The organism is Geopseudomonas aromaticivorans, assembly GCF_019097855.1.
Lineage (GTDB): Bacteria > Pseudomonadota > Gammaproteobacteria > Pseudomonadales > Pseudomonadaceae > Geopseudomonas > Geopseudomonas aromaticivorans.
The window spans coordinates 50,983-73,862 of sequence record NZ_JAHRGL010000012.1 but is presented as its reverse complement, the minus strand read 5'-3'; the positions used below and the strand labels follow the sequence as shown (position 1 = coordinate 73,862).

Sequence of the window (22,880 nt, the reverse complement as noted above, 5' to 3'; positions counted from 1 at the left end):
CTGCCTCAGTCCCCTGCCCCCTGGAGCCTGGCCTGCCGTAACAGCGCCCTGGCTCTGGACGAGCCCGGGTCGACTTCGAGAAGCCGCTGCGCATGAGTGCGGGCCGCGGCCGGCTTGCCCTGCTCCAGGCTGTAGACGCCGGCCAGCCAGAGCAGGTCCGCCTCGTGCGGGCGGGCCTGCAGGGCCTTCTCGACCACCGCCAGCGCCTGCGCAGGAGCGCCGGGATGCAGCGCCAGGGCCAGCGCGAAGGCGAAGCGCGGATCGTCCGGCGCCAGCTGCTGCGCCTGCTGCAGATGGCCGAGCGCCTCGTCGCGGCGCTGCTGGCGCACCAGGCCGAGGCCCAGCGAGTAGTGCAGCAGCGCGGCCTGCGGGCGTAGGGCCAGCCCCTCGCGCAGCAGCGCCTCGGCCTGCGCCTCGCGGCCGGCGCTGCGCTGCAGTTCGGCGAATTCCAGGTAGGCCGGCAGATACAGCGGATCGAGACGCAGGCCCGCCCGCAGCTGCTCCACGGCGTCCGCCTCGCGCTCCTGCCGGCGACGCAGGCGGGCCAGTTCGCTGCGTCCCTCGGCGCGGTCGGCGTTCAGCTGCAGCTGGGCTTCGTATTCGCCCAGGGCGCGCGCGAAATCCGCCTGGCGGGACTGCGGCAGCGGCACGTCGGCGAGCAGCCGGGCCGCCTCGCTGCGCACGCTTTGCAGTGGATCGTTCAGCAGCGGCGCCAGCCACTCGCCGCGCGGCCCCGCCGGCAGCCCTTCGAGGGCGCCGAGCGCGGCCCGGCGCACCAGCGGGCTGGGATCGTCGAGCCCCTTGCGCAGTGCCTGCCAGTCCTCTTGCCGGGCCGGCTGGCGCAGGCGCGCGGCGGAGCTGGCGCGCACCAGCGCCGGTTGCGCCGGATCGGTCAGCAGCGCAGCGAGGCCCGCCGAGGCGCCGGGTGCGTTGCCTTCGGCCGCCGCCCAGGCCGCGGCGAAGCGCTGGAAGCCCTCGGCCGGCTTGGGATGGTGCTCGCGGATCGCCTGCGCCGCCCATTCGGCCGACTGCCCGCTGTGGCAGGCACTGCAGGCGTTGGGCGTGCCCAGACGGCCGCTCAGCTCGGGGCGCGGGATGCGCAGGCTGTGGTCGCGGCGCGGGTCGACGACCATGTAGGTGGTCTGCGGCATGTGGCAGCTCACGCACTGCGCTCCCGGCGATCCCGCCGGGTGGAAGTGGTGGTCCGGGGCGTCGTAGTGCTGCGGCGCATGGCACTGGGCGCACAGCGCATTGCCTTCTGCGCGCAGCTTCTGCCCGTGCGGCTCGTGGCAGTCGCTGCAGGTCACCCCCGCCGCGTGCATCCGGCTCTGCGCGAAGGAGCCTGAGACGAACACCTCCTCACGCTGCTGGCCATCGACATGATAGAGGCCGGGTTCGAGCAGCGCCGGACTGTAGTGATCGAGCAGCCGCTTGCCGGGATGGAAGCCCTCGGCGATCTGGCTGCGCCGCGAGTGGCATTGCGCGCAGACCTCCTGCTCCTTGCTCTGTTCCCGTGGCGGCGGGTCGCGGCGGGCGGTCAACTGGTCGACGGCTCGCCGCCAGCCGCTGCCGCGGCGCTCGTCGAGCAGCAGGGTCAGGCCCTTGTGCGGGATCTCCCCCGCCCCGCGCGCCCAGTCCAGATGCCGCGAGGCGGGACCATGACAGGCCTCGCAGCCCACGCTCAGCTCTGCCCAGCGCGTGGCGAAGGTATCGCGCTGCGCATCGTAGCCCTTGCGCAGCGCGGTCGAGTGGCAGTCGGCGCACATATGGTTCCAGTTCTGCGCCGGCCGGGTCCAATGCAGTTCGTCGCGATGATCCACCGCCTCGCCGGGGTAGAGGTGGAACCAGCGTTGCCCGCCGGCGCTGACCGGGCGGTTGTCCCAGGCGATGGATAGCGCCTGCAGGCGGCCGTCGGGGAACTCCACTAGGTACTGCTGCAGCGGCTCGACGCCGAAGGTGTAGCGGATCTCGAAGTCGCTCAACCGGCCGTCCGCGCCGTCGGTGCGCACGAAGAAGCGCCCGTCGCGGCGAAAGAAGCGCGATTCGATCCCTGCGTAGAGGAAGGTGGCGTCGTCGAAGTCGCCGAGCACCGTTTCGTTCGTCGCGTGCTGCATGGCGTGCGCGTGCTGCGAGCCCTGCCAGCCCTGGAACTGCTCATTATGGCAGTCCGCACAGGCCTGGCTGCCGACATGCGCCGACGCCCCCGCGCCGGACTCGGCGGCCAGCACCGGCCGCTGCCAGCCAAGCAGGCTGACCAGCAGGCACAGGACGAGCGCGGGCAGGAGCCACACCTGCAGCGGACGGCAGGCAGTGGACGGGCGTGGAGCATTCGGCATGGCAATCATCCGGCAGACATGGGTGGCGCACGGCGCGGTACGGCCCATGCTGCCGTCGCCGCCGGTTCGCGAACAGGGCCGGCGCACGATAGCTGCGCTATCACGCTAGCGGTTGCGCGCAGCGGATAACGGTCAGCGAATGGCCTTGGAAATACTAGCCTTGGGACAACAACAACAAGAACCCTACGGAGACTTCCATGGCAACCGTCATGCGTTCCATCGCCCTTCCACGCCCAAGCGCCGCCCGACAGAACCGGACGCCCGGCCCGTTCAGCCTGGCGGCCGCCTGCGTCAGAGCCGCCAGCCTGCTCGGCGTGCTCTGCCCGCTGGCGGCCCATGCCGACTTCGTCGAAGACAGCCAGCTCAATCTCGGCCTGCGCAACTTCTATCTGGATCGCGACTTCCGCGGCGACGCCGCGCCGATCTCCCGAGTAGGCAGCTGGAGCCAAGGCTTCGACCTGCGCTTCCAGTCCGGCTACACCGAAGGCCCCCTGCAGTTCGGCCTGGATGCCTCGGCACAGTACGCCTACCGCCTCGACGGCGGTGGCGGGCGCGGGCCGGATACCGTCCTGCCCTACGACGACAGCAAGGGCGAGCAGGTGCAGGACTACGGCCGCTCGGCGCTGACCGCCAAGGTGCGCTACTCGAAGACCGAACTCACGCTCGGCGAACACCGCCCGCGCCTGCCGGTCGCCTACTTCGACGATTCCCGCCAGCTGGTCAGCACCTTCCATGGCTTCCAGATCGCCTCGCAGGAAATCGACGGGCTGAGCCTGACCGCCGGCCGCTTCAACGAGATCAGCACCCGCGAATCCTCCGATCACGAGAAGCTGTACCTGTTCACCCGCCCCAACGGCCCGCGCCGTCCCAGCGACGGCCTTAACTTCGCCGGTGGCACCTACGCCTTCACCCCGAGCCTGTCGGCAAGCTACTTCTATGGCCAGCTGGAAGACATCTACCAGCAGCACTACCTGGGCCTGTCGCGCACCGTCGCCTTCGGCGACGGCTACTCGCTGAAGACCGACCTGCGCTACTACGACAACCGCGAGGATGGCGAGGCACTGTACGGCGACATCGACAATCGCTCCTACGGCCTGCTCGGCGCCCTGAAGAAGAACGGCCACACCCTCACCCTCTCCTACCAGCGGATGCTCGGCGACAACGCCTTCCCCACCCTGAACGGCTTCACCCCGCAGCCCTGGCTGGTGAACTGGTCGGCGGTGGCCTTCATCCGGCCGAACGAGGGCTCCTGGCAGGTGCGCTACGACTATGACTTCGCCACGCTCGGCGTGCCGGGGCTGCAGCTGATGACCCGCTATATCAGCGGCAGCGGCATCGATCGCGGCGGCAACCTCAGCGATTCGAGCGAGACCGAGCGCGACCTGCTGTTGAACTACGTGGTGCAGAGCGGCCCGCTGAGGGGACTCGGCCTCGCCTGGATGAACATCGACGCCAATTTCGAGCACGGCAGCGACTACGACGAGAACCGGCTGATCACCACCTACACCTGGAAACTCTGGTAGGTCGACGGCCACGCCCCGACTGCGACCCGGCCAGCCATGGCCACCCACAACAACAAGAAGGACTCCACCATGAACCTGAGGTATCTGAGCCTGGCGCTCTGCATCACCGGCCTTGTCAGTCTGAGCAGTCAGGCCGCCGAGAAGCCGAACTTTCTGATCATTATCGCCGACGATCTCGGCTACAGCGATCTGGGCAGTTTCGGCGGCGAGATCGAGACGCCCAACCTCGACGCCCTGGCCAGCGAGGGCGTGCGCCTAACCAACTTCCAGGCCGCGCCGACCTGCTCGCCGACCCGCTCGATGCTGCTCAGCGGCACCGACAGCCACCAGGCCGGGCTTGGCAACATGGGCGAGCTGCTGCAGGAGAACCAGAAGGGCAAACCGGGCTACGAGGGCTATCTGAACCAGCGCGTCGCCAACCTCGCCGAGGTGATGCAGGACGCCGGCTACAACACCTACACCACCGGCAAGTGGCACCTGGGCCGCACCGAGGAGCTCAGCCCCAAGGCGCGCGGCTTCGACCGCTCGTTCATCCTGGTGCAGGGTGGCGCCAGCCACTTCGACGACCAGAAGGCAATCATCAGCGTCGATCCCAAGGCCATCTACCGCGAAGACGGCAAGCAAGTCGAGGTGCCCAAAGGCTTCTTCTCCAGCGAGTTCTACACCGACCGGCTGATCCAGTACATCGAGAGCGACAAGGCCCAGGACAAGCCGTTCATGGCCGTGCTCTCCTACACCGCGCCGCACTGGCCGCTGCATGCCCCGGATCAGTGGATCGACAAGTACAAGGGCCGCTACGCCGAAGGCTACGAGGCCCTGCGCCAACAGCGCCTGAAGCGCATGCAGGCAAAGGGCATCGTGCCCAAGGGCGTCAGCGCCAACACGCCGATGGAGGGTGGCCTGCCGACCTGGGAGCAGCTCAGCGAGGAACAGCGCCAGCGCGAGGCGCGCAGCATGGAGGTGTACGCCGCGATGGTCGACAACATGGACCATCACATCGGCCGCATGCTCGACTACCTGCGCAAGAGCGGCAAGCTGGACAACACCTTCGTGCTGTTCATGTCCGACAACGGCGCCGACGGCAACAGCCCCGTGGACCTGCCCGGCAACCGCGAATGGATGGCCAAGGACTTCGACAACAGCCTGGAGAACATGGGCCGCAAGGGTTCCTACATCGACTACGGCGCGCAGTGGGCGCAGGTCGGCTCCACGCCTTTCCCGTTCTTCAAGGGCTTCACCAGCCAGGGCGGCACCTCGGTGCCGGTGATCCTCAGCCACTCCAGCCTGAAGGCGCAGGCCGGCCAGCTGAACGGCCAGTTCTTCCACGTGATGGACGTCATGCCGACCATCCTCGAACTGGCTGGTGTTAAGCACCCCGGCACGCAGTTCCGCGGCCGCGAGGTGCAACCCATGCAGGGTGTGTCCATGCTGCCCGGCCTGCACGGCCAGGCCATGCCCGAGCGTGCCGTCGGCTGGGAACTGTTCGGCCGCCGCGCCCTGCGCAAGGGTGACTGGAAGATGACCTGGATGACCGCGCCCTACGGCAGCGCAGAGTGGCAGCTGTACAACCTGGCCAAGGACCCGGTCGAGGCCCACGACCTGGCCAAGCAGGAGCCGGCCAAGCTGGCCGAGCTGACCAAGGAGTGGGACGCCTACGTACAGCGCAACAACGTGCTGCTCGGCCCAGTGAAGATCAAGTACGGCTTCGAGACCTGCCTGTACGGCCACTGCTTCAAGTAACCCCTGGCAAGGCTCATGCACCCGACACCCCGCGAGGTTCTCCTCGCGGGGTGTCGCGTTTTCGGGACAAGCGGACGGAGCGCGCGGCGCGGCTGGCCCGCCGGGTTCAGGGCTGGCGGGCCAGGGTCTGCGACGGCAGCTCGCCGAAGGCCTGCTTGTAGGCCGTGGTGAAATGGCTGGGCTGGGCGAAGCCCCAACGGAAGGCCAGCTCGGACAGCTGCAGTTCGCCCGGCTGGTGGCGCAGCAGCAGCTCGCGGATCGCAGCGAGCCGGCAGCGCTGGATGTAACGCTGCGGACTGATGCCCAGGCTGCGCTGGAACGCCTGCTCCAGGCTGCGCCGGCTGGCGCCGCTGATCGCCACCAGCTGGCTGATGCACAGCGGCTGGTCGAGATGGGCCTGGATGAAGTCCACCACCCGCTTCACGGTGCCGGGCAGCAGGCTGCGCTGCGGCAGGGTGCTGAGGGAGGGGATCAGATGCAGCAGGTTCTCGCAGAACAGGTGCTGCAGATGCTGCTGGCCGATCGGGGTGGCCAACAGCCCCGAGGGACTGCCCGCCTCGCGATCCACCAGGCCGAGCAGATTGCCGAGGCTGACCAGCGCCGGATGCTCGCGACCGATCAGCTGCGCCTGGGCCGGCACCCGCGTCACCTCGCTGCAATGATGGCGTTTCACATGATCGATCAGGCAGGCCGCGTCCAGCGCGATCACCACCGCCTGCGTGTTCTCGTGCCAGACCACGTCCACCTCGTGTCCGGGAGTGAACAGCAGCAGCTCACCGGCCGCCGCGCACTGCCCGTCCGGACGGCTGCTCACCCCGCCCTGCAGGGTCAGGATGCCATGCCAGCTGGCCAGCGGCAGCGAGCGGACGCCGATCTCCAGCCCCCAGTCGGCACCGAACAGCTTCAGCTGCGGCATCGCCTGCATGTTGAAACGGATATTCGCCTGACCGCGCCGGCCGGGCTGCAGACTGCGCTCCTCGACCTGGCTGCTGAGCAGCGTCGCGGCCTCGTCCAGATCGCGGGATGACAACCAGGGTTGCGCGGCAAACGGCAACCTGGCAGTCGCCGGGCGAGTCGCAAGGGAATGGGCGTGACTGTCCATCACGAAAGCCTCTCATACGCCCGGCCTACGATATCCCCTGGGGGTTCGGGCAGGGCTTGTGTTGTTATTGTCGGGCTGGCGATCAAACGCGAGACAAGTCTACTGCCATTTACTGGCGAAAATCACAGCTGCATGAGCAGCACGGGAAAAGATCTTCAACCCGCACCAATATGCCGTGCCGCCGGGACGGCGGGACGGCGAAAACGACAGCGGCCAGCCACGCTTGCCGTGGCTGGCCGCATCGAAAGATCTGCCGCCCTGACCGGCCGATTGGCCGGACAGGGCGCTGCGTCTCTCAGGTCCCCCACACCTTCTGCGCCTTGGGCGCTTCGGCGAGGATTTCGTCGACCACCGGGCCAATTTCCTCGGGCAACCAGCGTGCGCCCTTGTCGCGGGTGACGCCGGTGCGCCAGCCGTCGCCCAGGGAGATGCGTCCGCCCTGGCTCTCGAACACCTGGCCGGTGACGTGGCGCGACTGCGCGCTGCCCAGCCAGACCACCAGCGGGGCGACGTTCTCCGCCGCCCACAGGTCGAAGCTGCCGTCCTCGGGCTTCTTGACCACCTCAGCCATGGCGCTCTCGGTCATCGCCGTGCGCGCCGCCGGCGCCAGGGCGTTGGCGGTGATGCCGTAGCGGCCGAGTTCCGCGGCCTGCACCAGGGTCAGCGCGGCGACGCCGCCCTTGGCCGCCGAGTAATTGGACTGCCCCACCGAACCCTGCAGGCCGGCGCCGGAACTGGTGTTGATGATCCGCGCATCGACCGGCTGACCGGCCTTGGCCTGGTCACGCCAGCGGCGGGCGAGGATGTTGGCCAGGCAGAAGTGGCCCTTGAGGTGCACCTGCATGACCAGGTCCCAGTCCTCTTCGCTGAGGCTGAGGAACATGCGGTCGCGCAGGATGCCGGCGTTGTTGACCAGCACGTGCACCTCGCCGAAGGCCGCCACGGCGGCGTCGACGATGCGCTGGGCGCTTTCCAGGCGGGTGATGTCGTCGGAGTTGGCGATGGCCTGCCCGCCGGCGGCGCGGACCTCGCCGGCGACGTCTTCGGCTGCCGCCTGACGGATGTCGTTGACCACCACGTTGGCGCCCTCGACGGCGAAGGCCAGCGCGTAGGCGCGGCCCAACCCGCCGCCGGCGCCAGTGATGATCACGGTTCTTCCTGCACAGATAGCCATGGTTTGTTGTCCTTGTTCTCTATGTTCAGGTCAGCAGCCGGCGTCCCACGTAGGGTGGTTGGCCACCCCGTGGAAAAAGACCGAAGGTCTTTTCCACCATGGGAGTGGCTGCGTGTGCCCTGGTGGAAAATCGCTGCGCGAGTTTTCCACCCTACGGTTCTTCTAGATGGCTCCCACGCTCCCGCGTGGGAGCCCCTTGGGCGGGCGCTTCGCGCCCGTGGCCGCAGAGCGGCCCGGGATGAGTGCCCACGCGGAGCGTGGGCACGATCAATCAGCCGGGGTTACAACCGCTCGATGATGGTCACGTTCGCCTGGCCGCCGCCTTCGCACATGGTCTGCAGGCCGTAGCGGCCGCCGGTGCGCTCCAGTTCGTGCAGCAGCGTGGTCATCAGCCGCGCGCCGGTGGCGCCCAGCGGGTGGCCGAGGGCGATGGCGCCGCCGTTGGCGTTGGTGCGCGCCGGGTCGTAGTCCAGCTCCTTGGCCCAGGCCATCACCACCGAAGCGAAGGCCTCGTTGATCTCCACGCGGTCGATGTCGGCCATGGTCATGCCGGCCTTCTTCAGCGCATGGCGGGTCGCCTCGATCGGCGCGGTGAGGTGCCAGATCGGGTCGTCGCCGCGCACGCTGATGTGGTGGATGCGCGCCCGCGGGGTCAGGCCGTAGCGCTTGAGCGCCGCCTCGGAGACCACCAGCAGCGCCGCCGAGGCGTCGCAGGTCTGGCTGGATACCGCGGCGGTGATCGACGGATATTCCGCGCCCACCGACTCCAGGCTGGCCATCTTCTCCAGGGTGGTCTCGCGCGGCGTCTCGTCGTACCAGACGCCCTCCAGCGGCACGGTCTCGCGGGTGAACAGGCCGCCGGCGATGGCCGCCAGGGCGCGGCGATGGCTCTCCAGGGCGAAGGCCTCCATCTGCGCGCGGCTGACGCCCCAGTGGTCGGCGATGCGCTGGGCGGCGTAGAACTGGTTGACCGGCTGGTCGCCGAAGCGCGCCTGCCAGCCCTTGCTGCCGGAGAACGGATCGGCGAAGCCCAGCGGCTGGCCGGCGAGCATCGCCGAGGAGATCGGGATCTGCGTCATGGTCTGCACGCCGCCGACCGCCACCACGTCCTGGGTGCCGCTCATCACCGCCTGGGCGGCGAAGTGCAGCGCCTGCTGCGAGGAGCCGCACTGGCGGTCCACGGTGGTGCCCGGCACGTTGAGCGGCAGGTCGGCGGCCAGCCAGCTGGTGCGGGCGATGTCGCCGGCCTGCGAGCCGATGGTGTCGACGCAGCCGAAGATCACGTCGTCGTACTCGTGGGCAGGGATCGGGTTGCGCGCGACCAGCGCCTTCAGCACATGGGCACCGAGGTCGATGGCGTGCACGTGGGACAGACCGCCCTTGCGCTTGCCGGTCGGGCTGCGCAGGGCGTCGACAATATAGGCTTCAGCCATGGTTCACTCCTCGAAGGTCTGGCCCGGCGCCAGCGGGGCGCCGTCGGCCAGCACGAAGCCGGCCACGCGGGACTTGTGGAAGGCGCGGTCGCCCCAGGAGGCGTCCAGCGCCCAGGCGCGCTTCATGAACATCTGCAGGTCGACCTCCCAGGTGTACCCCATGGCGCCGTGCACCTGGATGCCATGGCGCGCCGCCAGCCAGGCCGCCTCGGCGCAGGCCAGGCGGGCGTGGGAGACGTGCACCGGGGCGTCGGCCGCGCCGCTGGCCAGGGCGTGGGCGGCGCGATAGAGCACCGGCTTGGCGAACTCGATTTTGGTGGCGACGTCGGCCAGGTGGTGCTTGACCGCCTGGAAGCTGCCGATCGGCTTGCCGAACTGCTTGCGCTGGGCGACGTAGTCGACCGACAGGTCGAGCATGCGCTGGGCCAGGCCCAGGGCCTGGCCGGCCACCGCCAGGGCGCCGCGATCCAGGGTCTGCGCCCACAGCGCACGGCCCTGTTCGCCTGCGGCCACGCGGGTCGCCGAACTCGGCTCCCAGACCACCTGGCTGAGGCGGCGCGAGGCGTCGATGCTCGCCGTGGCGATCACGTCGACCAGCGGGCGCGGCACCTGGTGCACCTCATCGCCGTGGGCGAGCAGCAGGTAATTGGCCAGGTGGGCGTCGGCCACCAGCGGGTTGACCGGGTGGCCGACGGCGACGCGGATGCTGCCGTCAGCGATCTGCGCCAGGGCGTCGTCGCGGCCGGGGGTGCCCTCGGGCAGACCGGCGAGCAGACCGGCGGCGATATAGGCGGTGTCGGCCAGCGAGTCGGGGATGGCGTAGTAGCCCAGTTCCTGGGTCATCAGCGACCAGGCGACGTCGTCCATGCCCAGGCCGCCGCAGGCTTCGGGCACCGACAAGGCGGTGAGGCCCTGCTCGGCGATCTTGTTGCGCAGCTCGGGCGAGCGGCCGGCGTCGGTCTCCCAGACGTCGCGGAGCATCTCGGGGGCCGCCTCGGTCATCAGGAAGCGGCTGATCGCCTCGCGGAAGGCGAGCTGGTCGTCGTTGAAGGTGAAGTCCATGGCCCGCTCCTTACTTCGGCAGGCCGAGCATGCGCTCGGCGATGATGTTGCGCTGGATCTCGTTGGTGCCGGCGTAGATCGGCCCGGCCTGGGCGAACAGGAAGCCCTCCAGCCAGCCGTTGGCCTCGCCCTCGCTGCCTTCCAGCAGCTCGCCGCGCGCGCCGAGGATGCGCATGGCGGTCTCGTGCATGCGCAGATCCAGCTCGGACCAGAAGATCTTGTTGGTGCTCGATTCGGCACCGATGCGCGCGCCGCGCGCCAGGCGGCCGACCGTGTGGTAGGCGGACAGCGCGTAGGCCTGGGCGTCCATCCACGCCTGCAGCACTGCCTCGCGGATGCTCGGGTCGCGGTCGGCGCTGGCCTGGTGGCTGCGGTACAACTCGACCAGCCGGCGCGCGGTGGCCTGGAAGCGGGCCGGCGAGCGCAGCAGCAGGCCGCGCTCGAAGCCGGCGGTGGCCATGGCCACGTTCCAGCCCTGGCCTTCGGCGCCGATGCGGTTCTCCACCGGCACGCGCACGTCGTCGAAGAACACCTCGGCGAAGGCGTCCTTGCCGTTGAGCGCCTTGATCGGGCGGATAGTCACGCCCGGCGTGTTCAGCGGTACCAGCAGGAAGGACAGGCCGTGGTGGCGGCTGGAGGTCGGATCGCTGCGGAACAGGCCGAACAGCCAGTCGGCGAAGATCGCCCGGGTCGACCAGGTCTTCTGGCCGTTGAGCACGTAGTGGTCGCCGTCGCGGATCGCCTTGCTGGTGATCGCCGCCATGTCCGAGCCGGCGTTCGGCTCCGACCAGCCCTGCGCCCACATGTCGGCGCTGGCGGCCATGCGCGGCAGGAAGCGTTTTTTCTGCTCCTCGGTGCCGAACTCCATCAGGGTCGGGCCGAGCAGCAGCTGGCCATTCTGGTTGACCCGCATCGGTGCGCCGGCGCCGTAGTACTCCTCCTCGAAGATCAGCCATTCGGTGAGGTCGCAGCCGCGTCCGCCCAGCTCGGCCGGCCACATCACCATGGACAGGCGGGCGTCGAACAGGCGGCTTTCCCATTCGCGGTGCTGCTCGAAGCCTTCACGGGTGTCGTAGCTGGCCAGCGGCTCGCGCGGCAGGTTGTCCGCCAGCCAGGCCCGCACCTCGGCGCGGAAGGCCTTCTGTTTCGGGGTATAGGCAAGATCCATGGTGCGTCCTCAGAACTTGGCGTCGCGCTTCTCGACGAAGGCCCGGCGGGTCTCCGCAGAGTCCGGGCTGGTGTAGGCCTGCAGGGTGAAGCCCTGTTCCCAGCGGTACTTGTCTTCGAGGTTGCCGTCCTCGATGCCGTTGAGCGCCTCCTTGGCGATGCGGATCATTTCCGGGCTCTTGGCGGCGATCTTGGCGGCGATCTCCAGGGCGGCCTCGCGCAGCTGCTCCTTCGGCACCACGCGCTCGATGAAGCCGTACTTCTCGGCCTCGCGCGCGCCGATCTTCTCGCCGGTGAAGAACAGGTAGCGGACCTTCTGCACCGGGAACAGGCGCTGCAGGTGGGCGCCGCCGCCCATGGCGCCACGGTCGACTTCCGGCAGGGCGAAGGTGGCGCACTCGGCGGCGAGCACGATGTCGGCCGCGCCGGTGATGCCGATGCCGCCGCCGAGCACGAAGCCGTGCACCGCGACGATCACCGGCACCGGGCAGCGGTGCACGGCGCGGAAGGTCTCGTAGTTGCCCTTGTTGACCGCGACGATGCGCTCGGGATGGGCGTCGAGTTCCTTGATGTCGACCCCGGCGCAGAAGCCGCGGCCCTCGGCACGGATGACGATGACGCGCACGTCGGGGTTGGCGCCCAGCTCGTCGATCGAGCGGGACAGGCCCAGCCATTCCTGGCTGTCCAGCGCGTTGACCGGCGGCTTGGCGATCGTAAGTTCGGCGATGCCCGCCTCGATACGGGTAGTGAATGCCTGGCTCATTGTTGTTGGCTCCTTGTAGGCATGGCGGGATTCAGGAGACGGCCGCTGGCGCGGTCTTCGCCGCGACCTGGCGGGCGCAGAGCGCCGCCAGGCAGTGCTCGGCCTCAGCGACCATCTCGTCGATCAGTTGCTGACAGCTCTTCAGCTCGCCGATGGCGGCGGCCACCTGGCCGCTGGGCAGGATGCCCTCGTCGGGGCAGCCGTCGACCATCGAGCGCTGCAGCAGCACCGGCTGGTTGGCGGCCATCACCGTCTGCGACACCGCGCCGGGGTCTTCCTTCAGCGCCTGGCGCAGCACGCCGAGCATGTGGCCGAGGCTCATGCCGGTCTGCTGCTTCCACTGCCAGGCGCTGCCTAGGGCGATGCGCAGGCGGCCGAACGGACCAGCGCCTTCCAAACGGTTGATGAACGGGTTGTCGATCATCCGGTGACGCATGCCGTCCACCGCCAGGGTGACGCGGATGCGCTGCGGGTCGTTGACTTTGAGGTAGCGTTCCAGGGTGGCGCGCGGGGTCGGCGAATCGCTGGTCATCAGGAAACGCGTGCCCATGGCGATGCCGGCGGCTCCGGCGGCCAGCGCCGAGGCCAGGCCGCGGCCGGTAGAGTAGCCACCGGCTGCGATCACTGGCACCTTCACCGCATCGAGTACCTGCGGCAGCAGGATGGTGGTCGGCACGCCACCGGTGTGGCCGCCGCCCTCGCCGCCCTGGATGGTGATCAGGTCAGCGCCCAGCTCGACGGCCTTCTGCGCGTGCTTGAGCGCGCCGACGGTGGGGATACACAGCACGCCGGCGGCCTTGAAGCGGGCGATGGTCTGCTTGTCCGGACCGCGGCCGTAGCTGACCGCGCGCAGGCGGTACTTGATCGCCAGATCGACGCACTGCGCGGCGTTTTCCTGAAACATGTGGAAGTTGAGGCCGAAGTTGCTGCCGCCGGTGGCAGCGATCACCTTCTTGATCTCCCCCTCCAGCTCGGCGGCCGGGATGGTCGCCCCGGCGAGGAAGCCGAAGCCCCCCGCGCGGGTGGTGGCGATCACCAGGTTGGCGTCGGCCACCCAGCCCATCGCGGTCTGCACGATCGGATAGCGGCAGCCAAGCGCCTCGGTCAACGGGGTTTGTAACAGGGCACTCATGCGCTTTCCCCTTCGCTGGCCGCAGCCTGCTTGTTGGCCTTGGCCATGGCCTTGCCGTCATAGCCACCCAGCTTGTCGCCGGACAGCAGCTCGTTGTGGGTGTGGGCGAAGTGGTGCCAGGCGAACACCGCGTCCATGGCGGTGCGCTTGCCGGACAGGTCCTCGACGTGGTTGATCGCCTGCTTGGTCAGCGCCAGGCCCATGCGCGGCTGGGCGGCGATCTTCGCCGCCAGCGCGTAGGTGGTCGCCTGCAGCTCGTCGCGCGGCACCACACGGTTGACCATGCCCACCTCGTAGGCGCGGCTGGCCGACATGCGGTCGCCGCACATGAGGAATTCCTTGGCGATGCGCGGGTTCATCTCGTAGGGGTGGGCGAAGTACTCCACCCCCGGAATGCCCATGCGCACCACCGGGTCTTGGAAAAAGGCATCGTCGCTGGCGACGATCAGGTCGCAGACCCAGGCCAGCATCAGGCCGCCGGCGATACAGGCGCCCTGGACCATGGCGATGGTCGGCTTGGGCAGCTCGCGCCAGCGCCGGCACATGCCCAGGTACACCTCCTGCTCGCGGGCGTACAGGTACTCGCCGCCAGGCTTGTTGGTGTGGTCCCACCACAGGTGGGCGCGCTCGAACGGCTTGTTGATGTCGCGTCCCGGCGTGCCGATGTCGTGGCCGGCGGAGAAGTGCTTGCCGGTGCCACACAGCACGATGACCTTGACCGCGTCATCGTCCACGGCGCGGCGCAGGGCCGCGTCGAGGCCGTAGGTCATCTGCGAGTTCTGCGCATTGTTGAACGCCGGCCGGTTCATGGTCAGGGTGGCGACGCCGTCGGCCACCGTGTAGAGCACCGGCGTGTCGGTCTCGTAGACCGAGGCGTCGGCACGGGTGACGAATTCGCTGTCGCTGCTCGGGACGCTCATGGTCGATTCCTCAGGCCTGGGTGGCGGCACGGATGCCGGGCGGATTGCCCTTGAGGGCGGAAGCGCGCATATCGTGCGGGTCGAGGCGGCGGATGATCGCCAGCTGCTCGGCGGTCGGATGCGCGGTCTCGCCCATGCCATCCGCCTTGAGCAGCGGGAAGCCGGTGTTGTCCTGCACCTCCTCGAAGCTCACCCCCGGGTGCAGCGAACGCACGCGCACCGCGCGGTCCGGGCCCTCGAAGTCCATCACGCAGAGGTCGGTGACCACGCGGCGGATGTCCATCAGGTCGCGACGCATACCCTCGGCCCAGCGCTCAGGCTTGAAGCCGACGCCGGAAACCATGTCCACCTCGCCGGCGACGAACACCCGCTTGTTGTGGCTGGGCACGAAGAACGAGTTGATGTGGTTGATGCTGTTGCCCGGCAGGCCACGCACGCCGAGCATGGCGATCTTCGGCTGGCGGTAATCGCCGACCGCGGACAGGTTGGTCTGGCCCCAGCGGTCGACCTGGGTCGGGCCGATCATCGCGTGGCGGCGGCCGCCCCACACGCACTCGAACACGCGCTCGAAGCTCATGCAGCCGGAGTACTTGGGCACGTAGTCGCCGCGCGAGCCGAGGGGGATCGGCTCCTCGACCAGGAACGCCTCGCTGTCGGTCATCAGCAGTTCCGGGCTGTGGGTGAGCTTGGCCAGGCTGGCGCCCAGGCGCGGGATCACGCCCAGGCCCGAGGCCAGCACCTCGCCGTTGCCGCGCCAGGCTTCCGAGGCGGCGACGATCAGCAGTTCGGCCAGGGTGAAATCAGGGGTATCGGTCATCGCTCGTTCTCCTCAGAACACCGGCAGGGGCAGCTTGCCCAGGCGCTCGGCGCCGCCGTTCTTTTCCTGGTAGGCCGACTCGCCGGCGTTGACGAACTCGTCGACGTAGGCCTGCCAGCCGCCCTCTTCCGCCGCACTGGCGGCGTAGCGCTTGAAGTGGCTCATGTCCCAGCCGTAGTCGGACGGGCAGGAGGTCGGGTGGGCGCCGAACGGGGCGTGCACCACGCCGGTCACCAGGTAGCGCTCGAAGGTGTTGTTACGCGCCTGCTCGGCGGTCAGCGCGAAGCGCTCGTGCAGGCGCTCGCAGGACACGAAGCACTGCTGGGCGGCGCGGGCGAACAGGTGGTCGAAGTACGGGTCCGGGCCGGTGACCAAGGTGTTGCCCAAGCGGTCGGCGTCGTTGACGTGCAGGAAGGCCACGTCGAGGTTCAGCGCCGGCATGGCCAGCAACACCTCGCCGTCGGCGTAGGGCGACTTGATGGTCTTCAGCTCGGGGCTGTGGGTCAGCACGTCGGTGGCCAGGCCGCAGCGGGTCGGCAGGAACGGCAGGCGCATGCCGGCAGCGCGCAGGCCCCACTCGAACATGCCCTCATCCAGCTCCATCAGCTCGGTAAGCTGGCCGGCCTCGCGGCACTTGCGGTACCAGGGCTCCAGCGGGATGGCGTCGAGGGTGGCGAAGCCGAATACCAGCTTCTTGACCTTGCCGGCGGCGCAGAGCATGCCGACCTCGGGGCCGCCGTAGGCGACCACGGTGAGGTCCTTGACGTCCGAGCGGAGAATCTCGCGGACGATGGCCATCGGCTTGCGCCGCGGGCCCCAGCCGCCGAAGCCGACGGTCATGCCGTCGCGCAGTTGGGCGACCGCATCGGCCGCCGTCAGTTGCTTGTTCATTGCTGTGCTCCTTATTGCCGGCCGGCGGAGAAGTCGTGGCCCCAGATGCTCACGCGGGTGAACTCGAAGGCGCTGTGTTCGGCCCAGTCGAGCTGCAGGCCGCCGTAGCCGTATTCCAGGTCGAAGCCCGAGGGGGTCTTCATGTAGAAACTGGTCATGCGGTCGTTGAGGTGCTGGCCGAGGGTCGCCGACAGCGGCACGCCGTGCGCCTGCATGCGGTCGTGGGCGCGGCCCACCTCGGTCATCGAGTCGACCTCGACCATCACGTGCACGCAGCCGCTCGGCACCGGGTACTCGGCCAGCGCCAGGCTGTGGTGGCGGGCGTTGGCGCAGTGCAGGAAGTGGATGCGGGTCGCCGGGGCGCTGGGGTCCGGGCGGAAGTTGAAGATGTCGGAGACCTCGAAGCCGAGCACCTCGGTGGCGAAGGCCAGGGTGGCGTCGAAGTTCGGTGCCGGCAGCACGGTGTGGCCGAGGCCCATGTCGCCGGTGAGGAAGCGCGGCACGCCCTGCGGCGAGACGAACGGCAGGCAGTCGGAGCGATGGCCCCAGCTCAGTTCGTGGCGGTTGCCCGCCGGGTCGACGACGATGGCCAGCGCCTGCACGCCGCGCTGCTCGATCTCCTCGGCGCTGCCAGCCTGCCACTCGATGCCTTTGGCCTCGAGGTGCGCGATGGCGCTGCGGAAGGCCTTCTCCCCGGCCAGCTCCCAGCCGGAAGCCAGGTAGCGCGGCGAATCGCCCTCGACCACCAGCATGCGGAACGGCCGCTCGTCCATCTTCACGTACAGAGCGCCGCCCGGCGCAGGGCTGGTCGGCATGCCCAGCACGTCCTCGGCGTAGCACTGCCAGTCGCCGAGATTGCCGACCTGGGCAACGAAGTAACTCAATCCACGGATGTCGATCATGCCCCTGCTCCAGAAAAGGTCGTTTCATGACTGGGAGCGATTCTGCGCAGGCCGCGCCAGGGGTTCATCGTCCGTTGAGACTAAGCGGCGAAGGCGCCGACCCGCCCGGCTGGTGCGGCTTCTAGTCCATTTCGGGGATTCCCCGCGCGTGCGCCCCTCGCACACTCCAGTCCTGCTAATGGGCCAGAGGAGCCGCTAATGGACTTCGCGCTGAGTGACGAACAATTGATGATCCAGGAGAGCGCGGCGGGCTTTCTCGCCGCGGCCTCCGATTCGGCGGCGGTGCGCGCCGCCATGGCCAGCCCTCAGGGCTTTGACGCGCAGCTGTGGCGGCAGATCGCCGAGGAGCTGTGCTGGCCGGGGCTGATGATTCCCGAGCAGTACGGCGGCGTGGGCCTGGGCTTCGTCGAGCAGGCGATCCTGCTCGAACAGATGGGCCAGCACCTGCTCTGCTCGCCATTCTTCGCCAGCGCCTGCCTGGCCACCCCGGCGCTGCTGCTGGGCGACAACGAGGCGCTGCGCCAGCACTGGCTGCCCGAACTTGCCGCCGGCAGCCTGACCGCCACCCTCGCCTGGCGCGAGAGCCGCGACGGCTGGCACGCTGCCGAGCAGCCGCTCGCCACCCGCCAGGGCGACGGCTGGCGCCTCGACGGCATATATGAAGCGGTGCTCGACGGCGCCAGCGCCGATCTGCTGATCGTCGCCACCCGCGACGACGCCGGCGCACTACGCCTGTTCGCCGTGCCCGCCGAGCAGGCCGGCATCCAGCGCCAAGCGCTGCCGACCCTGGACCAGACCCGCCGCCGCGCGCGTATCGAGCTGGACGCGGTGGCAGTCGCCCCCGAGCAGTGCCTGCACGGCGACAGCTGCGGCGAAGCCCTGCTCGACAAGATCCTGCAGGTCGCCGCCATCGGCCTGGCCTGCGAGCAGACCGGCGCCGCCCAGCGCACACTCGACCTGACCCTCGCCTACATCGGCGAGCGCAAGCAGTTCGGCCGCACCATCGCCAGCTTCCAGGCGATCAAGCACCGCTGCGCCGACTTGATGCTGGCCATCGAGTGCGCCCGCTCGGCCAGCTACTACGCCGCCTGCGTAGCCCGCGAGGCACTGGTCGAAGACGGCGACGCAACCCTGGCCGGCCAGTTGGCCGAGGCCTGCGCTATCGCTCAGAGCCAAGCCAGCGAGACCTTCATGCACTGCGCGGCGGAGTCGATCCAGCTGCACGGCGGCGTCGGCTTCACCTGGGAGTACGACCCGCACCTCTACTTCAAGCGCGCCCGCGCCAGCGAGCAACTACTCGGCACGCCGAGCTGGCATCGCGAGCGCCTGGCCACCCTGATTCTGGAGTCCCGCCCATGAAAATCGGATTCGGCACCGAGGACGAAGCCTTCCGCCAGGAAGTCGCCCACTGGCTCGAACAGCACCTGCAGGGCGAGTTCGAGCAGCTGCGCTTTCGCGGCGGCCCCGGCGACGAACACATGTTCCCCGAGGAACGCAAGGCCTGGGAGCGCGAGATGGCCCGTGGCGGCTGGATCGGCCTCGGCTGGTCGCGCGAGTGCGGCGGGCGCGGCCTGTCGATCAGCCAGCAGGTGATCTTCCACGAGGAGTACGCCCGCGCCGGCGGCCCGGGGCGCATGGGCCACATCGGCGAGGGGCTGGCCGGACCGACCATCGCCGCCTTCGGCACCGAGGAGCAGAAGCGCCGCTTCCTGCCCGGCATCCTCGAAGGCCGCGAGTTCTGGTGCCAGGGCTACTCAGAGCCGGGCGCCGGCTCCGACCTGGCCGGGGTGAAGACCCGCGCCCGCCTCGAGGGTGATCGCTGGCTGATCAACGGCCAGAAGGTGTGGACCTCGCTGGCCCACGAATCGGACTGGTGCTTCGTGATCGCCCGCACCGAGCCGGGCAGCGTCGGTCACAAGGGGCTGTCCTTCTTCCTGGTGCCGATGCACCAGGCGAACATCCGTGTGCAACCGATCCAGCAGATCACCGGCACCAGCGAGTTCAACGAGGTGTTCTTCGACGACGCCGAAACCGCCGCGGACAACATCGTCGGCGCACCCGGCGAGGGCTGGAAGATCGCCATGGCCCTGCTCGGCTTCGAGCGCGGCGTCTCCACCCTCGGCCAGCAGATGCTGTTCCAGAACGAGCTGGACGAGATCGTGCGCATCGCCCGCGCCAACGGCGCCGCCGCCGACCCCATGCTGCGCCAGCGCCTCGCGCGCGCCTGGGCCGGCCTGCGCACCCTGCGCTACAACTCGCTGCGCATGCTCTCCGGCCCGCAGAACGGCAGCCTGCGCCCCGAGGCGATGAGCTACAAGCTGGCCTGGTCCACCTGGCACGTCGAACTCGGCAAGCTGGCCATGGACGTGCTCGGCCCGCAGGCGGAGATCCTCGACGGCGAGCCCTACGAGCTGTCGCGCTTGCAGTCGCTGTTCCTGTTCACCCGCTCGGACACCATCTACGGCGGCAGCAACGAGATCCAGCGCAACATCATCGCCGAACGGGCGCTGGGGATGCCGCGCGAACCGCGTTGAGTCCCACTCCATAGGAGCCAGCTTGCTGGCGATGCCGATCTGTAGGGTGGATGACGGCGCAGCCTCATCCACCGGAACCACGGTGGAAAACGCTACGCGGTTTTCCACGGGGTGGCCATCCATCCTACGAACCGGACCGCCAGCCGCGCCAAGGCCCCAAGGAGGCTGCCATCAATACCGATTCCCGCTACATCGTCTGGCTGCTCGACTTCCTGCACAGCCAGGGCATCGACAGCGCGCAACTGGCCCGCCGCCACCGGCTGGACCCCGCGCGCCTGCTGGACGCCGATGCCGTGGTCAGCGCCGAGCAGCACCGCGCGCTGCTGCTCGATGCGCTGCAGCTGAGCGGCAATGCCGGCCTCGGCCTGCAGCTGGGCATCCAGCGCTCGCTGGCCACCCTCGATCAGCTGGGCTACCTGATGATGAGCTGCGGCACCCTGCGCGAGGCGAGCGAGACCGGCCTGCGCTACCAGAACTACCCGGGGCGCTTCTCCGGGCGCTCGATCGTCACCGCGTTCAGCGAGATCGAAGGCCAGGGCTGCTACCAGATCCACGCCAAGGACGACCTCGGCCCGCTGCGCCTGCTGGCCGTGGAGGACGTGCTGGGCAGCATCGTCGCCAGCTGCCGCTGGGTGCTGGGCCGCCCCCTGCCAGTCACCCGTCTGCGCTGCAACTTCCCCGAACCGGCGCATGCCGAGCAGTACCGCGCGGTGTTCGGCTGCCCGATCCAGTTCGACGCGCCGGCCACCCAGCTGTTCTTCCACGCCGCCGTGCTCGACCAGCCGCTGCCCCACGCCAGCCCGCAGAGCGCCGCGCTGTACGCCAGCCTGTGCGAGCGGCGCAGCATCGAACTCAGCCGAGGCGACGTGGCCTGGCGGCTTTCGCAGATGATCGTCGAACATATTGCCGAACCACCGGACCTGGCCGCCGCCGCCGAGGCCCTGCACTGCAGCCCGCGCACCCTCAGTCGCAGGTTGCTGGCCCAGGGCTGGCAGTACCAGCAACTGGTCGACCAGGTACGCGAGATCCACGCCCGCCGGGCGCTCAGCGACCCCACCCAGAGCATCACCCGCATCGCCCAGCAGCTCGGCTACGCCGACAACTCGGGCTTCTTCCGCGCTTTCAAGAAATGGACCGGGCTGTCGCCCAGCGCCTTCCGCGAGCGGCTGTTCGGCTGAACGCCGGGCCGCTGCGCCTCTTGCCGTCGCTCCCGCGAAGGCGGGAGCCCAGGTGTTGCGGACCTTCTGGATTCCCGCCTGCGCGGGAATGACGGCCTTTGCAGCGCTTCCCCACGCCCCACCAACTTGGCCGGATCGGCCATCGATCTGTCCGCATCGGCAATGCTCGCACCGGCCCACGGCTCTAGCATCGAACCCACGACAAGAACCGCCAAGCCGACACCGGAGCACTACCATGCTGAGAACCGAAGGCATCAACGCCCAACTGCTGGAGAAGTTCGCCCCCAACCCCGGCGCGCGTCCGCTGCTGCCCGAGCTGAGCGCCAAGGCGCAGGTCGCGCTGATGTGCCGGATGCTCCGCCGCGAGGGCTGGGACGACCACATCGCCGGGCACATCACCGTGCGCCAGAGCGACGGCACCATCCTCACCAACCCCTGGGAGCTGGCCTGGGACGAGCTGCGCGCCAGCGACATCCTCACCCTCGACCGCCACGGCAAGGTCCTCGACAGTGACTGGAACGTCACCCCGGCGCTCGGCCTGCACCTGCAACTGCACGAGCTGCGCCCCGACGCCAACGTGGTGATCCACAACCACGCCCGGTGGAGCGGCATCTGGGCCGACATGCAGCAGGTGCCACCGGTCTACGACCAGTCCGGCGCCTACTGCGGCGTCGAGCTGCCGCTGTACGACGACTACGCCGGCACCTTCGAGAAGCAGCAGATCAGCCTGTCCGCCGCCGAGGCGCTGGGCGATGCCAAGTGGGCGCTGCTGGCCAACCACGGCTCGCTGGTGGTCGGCCGCGACCTGCGCCAGGCCCACCTGCGGGTCGTCACCCTGGAGTGGCGCTGCCGCCGCGCCTTCGAGGTCAAGCTGGCCGGCGGCGGGCGCCCGCTGCCCGACGAGGTGGTCGAACGCCTGGCGATCGCCGACGCCAACGGCTTCCCCTTCCTCTGGGAAGCCATGGCCCGCCGCGAGCTGCTCAACGATTCGTCCGTCCTCGAATAACAACAATCGGGAGAGCAACCATGAGCCTCATCGTCACCCCCCTGGACAACGTCGGCGTCGAAGTCTCCGGCTTCGACATCAACGGACCCTACAGCGAGGAGCTGCAGGCCGAGCTGAAGGAGCTGTGGTACGAATACGCCATCCTGCTGTTCCGCGACCAGCAGATCACCCCGGAAAGCCAGATCCGCTTCAGCCGCCTGTTCGGCAAGCTGGAGATGCACCCGCTCAAGGTCACCACCTCGGCCCAGTACCCGGAACTCTTCGTGCTGGAGAACAACGGCGCCAAGGACAGGTTCTCCACCGCCTTCTACCACGGCGAGGAGATCGTCGGCCGGCTCGACTGGCACATCGACCTGCACTACACCGGCCGCCCCAACCATGGCGCCGTGCTGACCGCCGTGGAAGTCGCCAAGGAGGACGGCATGACCGGCTTCGGTGACCTGGCCAAGGCCTACGACACCCTCGACGACGAGACCAAGGCCCTGCTGGAGAAGCTGGAGGTGGCCTACTCGTTCAGCATGCAGCGCCGCCACATGCGCTACGTCGACCTGGACGGCTACGTGCCGGGCCCCGGCCTGCCGAAGAAGCCCTCGGACATCGGCTTCCCCGACTTCGCCGATGCCGTCTACCCGGCGGTGGTAACTCACCCCATCAGCGGCCGCAAGGTGCTCGGCGTGGTCGAGCAGTTCCTCGACCGCGTCATCACCCCGCAGCGCTTCGGCCTGTGCAACGACGAGTCCATCGAACTGCTCGAACGCCTGGTGGCGCATATCCGCAAGCCGGAATTCCACTACTTCCACCAGTGGCACCAGGGCGACATAGTCCTCTGGGACAACTGGCGCGCCATGCACTGCGCCACCGGCACCAAGCCGGGCGTGCGCCGGGTGATCAACCGCACCACCATCGAGGGGGATCGGATGCTGGGGCGGGTGTTGAGCGGGGAGTGAGCCGCTGCGGCTTCCTTGATGACTGAAAACGACCGGGGCTGCGAGAGCGTCCCGGTTGTATTTCTGGTGGGTGGCACGGTAGGCTCGACCCCATTCGATCAGTGAGTGCAAAGGGAGTTGCAGTTGTGGTGCATAAGATCCACATCTCTCCTCCCCCTTCTCAAAAGCCGCACCTCAGAGCGGTTTTGTGTGCTTGCCTCGAAATTTTATCAACCAGTCCCGCCTAGGGAGTTATGCACCACCTAGTGCATAT

At 68.9% G+C, this 22,880-nt stretch carries 19 protein-coding genes; 7 read left to right on the top strand and 12 right to left on the bottom strand.

Annotation, left to right across the window (positions count from 1 at the left end):
• Window positions 1-5: 5 nt before the first annotated feature.
• Window positions 6-2,336: a multiheme c-type cytochrome gene (locus KRX52_RS04910; protein WP_254797404.1), complete on the bottom strand. Its 2,331-nt coding sequence runs from the start codon at window positions 2,334-2,336 to the stop codon at window positions 6-8.
• A 197-nt stretch (window positions 2,337-2,533) separates the two neighbouring features.
• On the opposite strand from KRX52_RS04910, the gene KRX52_RS04905 reads away from it, so the two are divergent.
• Window positions 2,534-3,859: an OprD family porin gene (locus KRX52_RS04905; RefSeq protein WP_254797403.1), complete on the top strand. Its 1,326-nt coding sequence runs from the start codon at window positions 2,534-2,536 to the stop codon at window positions 3,857-3,859.
• Between the two features lie 69 nt (window positions 3,860-3,928).
• A complete protein-coding gene (locus KRX52_RS04900) occupies window positions 3,929-5,599 on the top strand; it encodes an arylsulfatase (protein WP_217680046.1) in 1,671 nt (556 codons plus the stop codon).
• A 106-nt stretch (window positions 5,600-5,705) separates the two neighbouring features.
• Here the strand turns inward: KRX52_RS04900 and KRX52_RS04895 are convergent, their stop codons facing one another.
• The 11 genes from KRX52_RS04895 to KRX52_RS04845 all read right to left on the bottom strand — a co-directional run bounded on the left by KRX52_RS04895 (window position 5,706) and on the right by KRX52_RS04845 (window position 16,962).
• Complete coding sequence (locus KRX52_RS04895; RefSeq protein ID WP_254797402.1) at window positions 5,706-6,629, bottom strand: AraC family transcriptional regulator; 924 nt, start codon at window positions 6,627-6,629, stop codon at window positions 5,706-5,708.
• 367 nt (window positions 6,630-6,996) lie between these two features.
• Window positions 6,997-7,875, bottom strand: coding sequence for an SDR family oxidoreductase (locus KRX52_RS04890; RefSeq protein ID WP_217680044.1), 879 nt, complete (start codon window positions 7,873-7,875; stop codon window positions 6,997-6,999).
• 281 nt (window positions 7,876-8,156) lie between these two features.
• Window positions 8,157-9,308, bottom strand: coding sequence for an acetyl-CoA C-acetyltransferase (locus tag KRX52_RS04885; protein ID WP_217680043.1), 1,152 nt, complete (start codon window positions 9,306-9,308; stop codon window positions 8,157-8,159).
• Between the two features lie 3 nt (window positions 9,309-9,311).
• Entirely contained in the window at window positions 9,312-10,370 is a 1,059-nt protein-coding gene (locus KRX52_RS04880; protein ID WP_217680042.1) for an acyl-CoA dehydrogenase family protein, read from the bottom strand.
• Between the two features lie 10 nt (window positions 10,371-10,380).
• On the bottom strand, window positions 10,381-11,538 hold the full coding sequence (locus tag KRX52_RS04875; RefSeq protein ID WP_217680041.1) for an acyl-CoA dehydrogenase family protein: 1,158 nt from the start codon (window positions 11,536-11,538) through the stop codon (window positions 10,381-10,383).
• Between the two features lie 9 nt (window positions 11,539-11,547).
• Complete coding sequence (locus tag KRX52_RS04870; RefSeq protein ID WP_217680040.1) at window positions 11,548-12,300, bottom strand: enoyl-CoA hydratase family protein; 753 nt, start codon at window positions 12,298-12,300, stop codon at window positions 11,548-11,550.
• Between the two features lie 31 nt (window positions 12,301-12,331).
• Window positions 12,332-13,432, bottom strand: coding sequence for an NAD(P)H-dependent flavin oxidoreductase (locus KRX52_RS04865; protein WP_217680039.1), 1,101 nt, complete (start codon window positions 13,430-13,432; stop codon window positions 12,332-12,334).
• Window positions 13,429-14,352, bottom strand: coding sequence for an enoyl-CoA hydratase (locus tag KRX52_RS04860; RefSeq protein WP_217680038.1), 924 nt, complete (start codon window positions 14,350-14,352; stop codon window positions 13,429-13,431). Before KRX52_RS04860 ends, KRX52_RS04865 begins: the two co-directional genes overlap by 4 nt.
• A 10-nt stretch (window positions 14,353-14,362) precedes the next feature.
• A complete protein-coding gene (locus KRX52_RS04855; protein WP_217680037.1) occupies window positions 14,363-15,169 on the bottom strand; it encodes a CoA-transferase subunit beta in 807 nt (268 codons plus the stop codon).
• Window positions 15,170-15,181: 12 nt separating this feature from the next.
• Window positions 15,182-16,060, bottom strand: a complete 879-nt coding sequence (locus tag KRX52_RS04850; RefSeq protein ID WP_217680036.1) for a CoA transferase subunit A — start codon at window positions 16,058-16,060, stop codon at window positions 15,182-15,184.
• A gap of 11 nt (window positions 16,061-16,071) precedes the next feature.
• Window positions 16,072-16,962 (bottom strand): VOC family protein, encoded by an 891-nt coding sequence (locus KRX52_RS04845; RefSeq protein ID WP_217680035.1) that lies wholly within the window; start codon window positions 16,960-16,962, stop codon window positions 16,072-16,074.
• Window positions 16,963-17,160: 198 nt separating this feature from the next.
• On the opposite strand from KRX52_RS04845, the gene KRX52_RS04840 reads away from it, so the two are divergent.
• The 5 genes from KRX52_RS04840 to KRX52_RS04820 all read left to right on the top strand — a co-directional run bounded on the left by KRX52_RS04840 (window position 17,161) and on the right by KRX52_RS04820 (window position 22,627).
• Window positions 17,161-18,321: an acyl-CoA dehydrogenase family protein gene (locus tag KRX52_RS04840; RefSeq protein WP_217680034.1), complete on the top strand. Its 1,161-nt coding sequence runs from the start codon at window positions 17,161-17,163 to the stop codon at window positions 18,319-18,321.
• A complete protein-coding gene (locus KRX52_RS04835; protein WP_217680033.1) occupies window positions 18,318-19,496 on the top strand; it encodes an acyl-CoA dehydrogenase family protein in 1,179 nt (392 codons plus the stop codon). Before KRX52_RS04840 ends, KRX52_RS04835 begins: the two co-directional genes overlap by 4 nt.
• 50 nt (window positions 19,497-19,546) lie before the next feature.
• Window positions 19,547-20,674: an AraC family transcriptional regulator gene (locus tag KRX52_RS04830; RefSeq protein ID WP_217680032.1), complete on the top strand. Its 1,128-nt coding sequence runs from the start codon at window positions 19,547-19,549 to the stop codon at window positions 20,672-20,674.
• Between the two features lie 235 nt (window positions 20,675-20,909).
• Window positions 20,910-21,680, top strand: a complete 771-nt coding sequence (locus tag KRX52_RS04825) for a class II aldolase/adducin family protein (protein WP_217680031.1) — start codon at window positions 20,910-20,912, stop codon at window positions 21,678-21,680.
• Window positions 21,681-21,700: 20 nt separating this feature from the next.
• A complete protein-coding gene (locus KRX52_RS04820; RefSeq protein WP_217680030.1) occupies window positions 21,701-22,627 on the top strand; it encodes a TauD/TfdA dioxygenase family protein in 927 nt (308 codons plus the stop codon).
• Window positions 22,628-22,880: the final 253 nt, after the last annotated feature.

Bases quoted from the DNA above. Each gene is read 5' to 3' on its own strand.
- KRX52_RS04830 (WP_217680032.1), top strand. From the start codon at position 19,547: ATGACGGCGCAGCCTCATCCACCGGAACCACGGTGGAAAACGCTACGC.
- KRX52_RS04865 (WP_217680039.1), bottom strand. From the start codon at position 13,432: ATGAGTGCCCTGTTACAAACCCCGTTGACCGAGGCGCTTGGCTGCCGC.
- KRX52_RS04890 (WP_217680044.1), bottom strand. From the start codon at position 7,875: ATGGCTATCTGTGCAGGAAGAACCGTGATCATCACTGGCGCCGGCGGC.
- KRX52_RS04835 (WP_217680033.1), top strand. From the start codon at position 18,318: ATGAAAATCGGATTCGGCACCGAGGACGAAGCCTTCCGCCAGGAAGTC.
- KRX52_RS04880 (WP_217680042.1), bottom strand. From the start codon at position 10,370: ATGGACTTCACCTTCAACGACGACCAGCTCGCCTTCCGCGAGGCGATC.
- KRX52_RS04825 (WP_217680031.1), top strand. From the start codon at position 20,910: ATGCTGAGAACCGAAGGCATCAACGCCCAACTGCTGGAGAAGTTCGCC.
- KRX52_RS04820 (WP_217680030.1), top strand. From the start codon at position 21,701: ATGAGCCTCATCGTCACCCCCCTGGACAACGTCGGCGTCGAAGTCTCC.
- KRX52_RS04885 (WP_217680043.1), bottom strand. From the start codon at position 9,308: ATGGCTGAAGCCTATATTGTCGACGCCCTGCGCAGCCCGACCGGCAAG.
- KRX52_RS04905 (WP_254797403.1), top strand. From the start codon at position 2,534: ATGGCAACCGTCATGCGTTCCATCGCCCTTCCACGCCCAAGCGCCGCC.
- KRX52_RS04855 (WP_217680037.1), bottom strand. From the start codon at position 15,169: ATGACCGATACCCCTGATTTCACCCTGGCCGAACTGCTGATCGTCGCC.
- KRX52_RS04850 (WP_217680036.1), bottom strand. From the start codon at position 16,060: ATGAACAAGCAACTGACGGCGGCCGATGCGGTCGCCCAACTGCGCGAC.
- KRX52_RS04840 (WP_217680034.1), top strand. From the start codon at position 17,161: ATGGACTTCGCGCTGAGTGACGAACAATTGATGATCCAGGAGAGCGCG.
- KRX52_RS04870 (WP_217680040.1), bottom strand. From the start codon at position 12,300: ATGAGCCAGGCATTCACTACCCGTATCGAGGCGGGCATCGCCGAACTT.
- KRX52_RS04845 (WP_217680035.1), bottom strand. From the start codon at position 16,962: ATGATCGACATCCGTGGATTGAGTTACTTCGTTGCCCAGGTCGGCAAT.
- KRX52_RS04860 (WP_217680038.1), bottom strand. From the start codon at position 14,352: ATGAGCGTCCCGAGCAGCGACAGCGAATTCGTCACCCGTGCCGACGCC.
- KRX52_RS04910 (WP_254797404.1), bottom strand. From the start codon at position 2,336: ATGCCGAATGCTCCACGCCCGTCCACTGCCTGCCGTCCGCTGCAGGTG.
- KRX52_RS04900 (WP_217680046.1), top strand. From the start codon at position 3,929: ATGAACCTGAGGTATCTGAGCCTGGCGCTCTGCATCACCGGCCTTGTC.
- KRX52_RS04875 (WP_217680041.1), bottom strand. From the start codon at position 11,538: ATGGATCTTGCCTATACCCCGAAACAGAAGGCCTTCCGCGCCGAGGTG.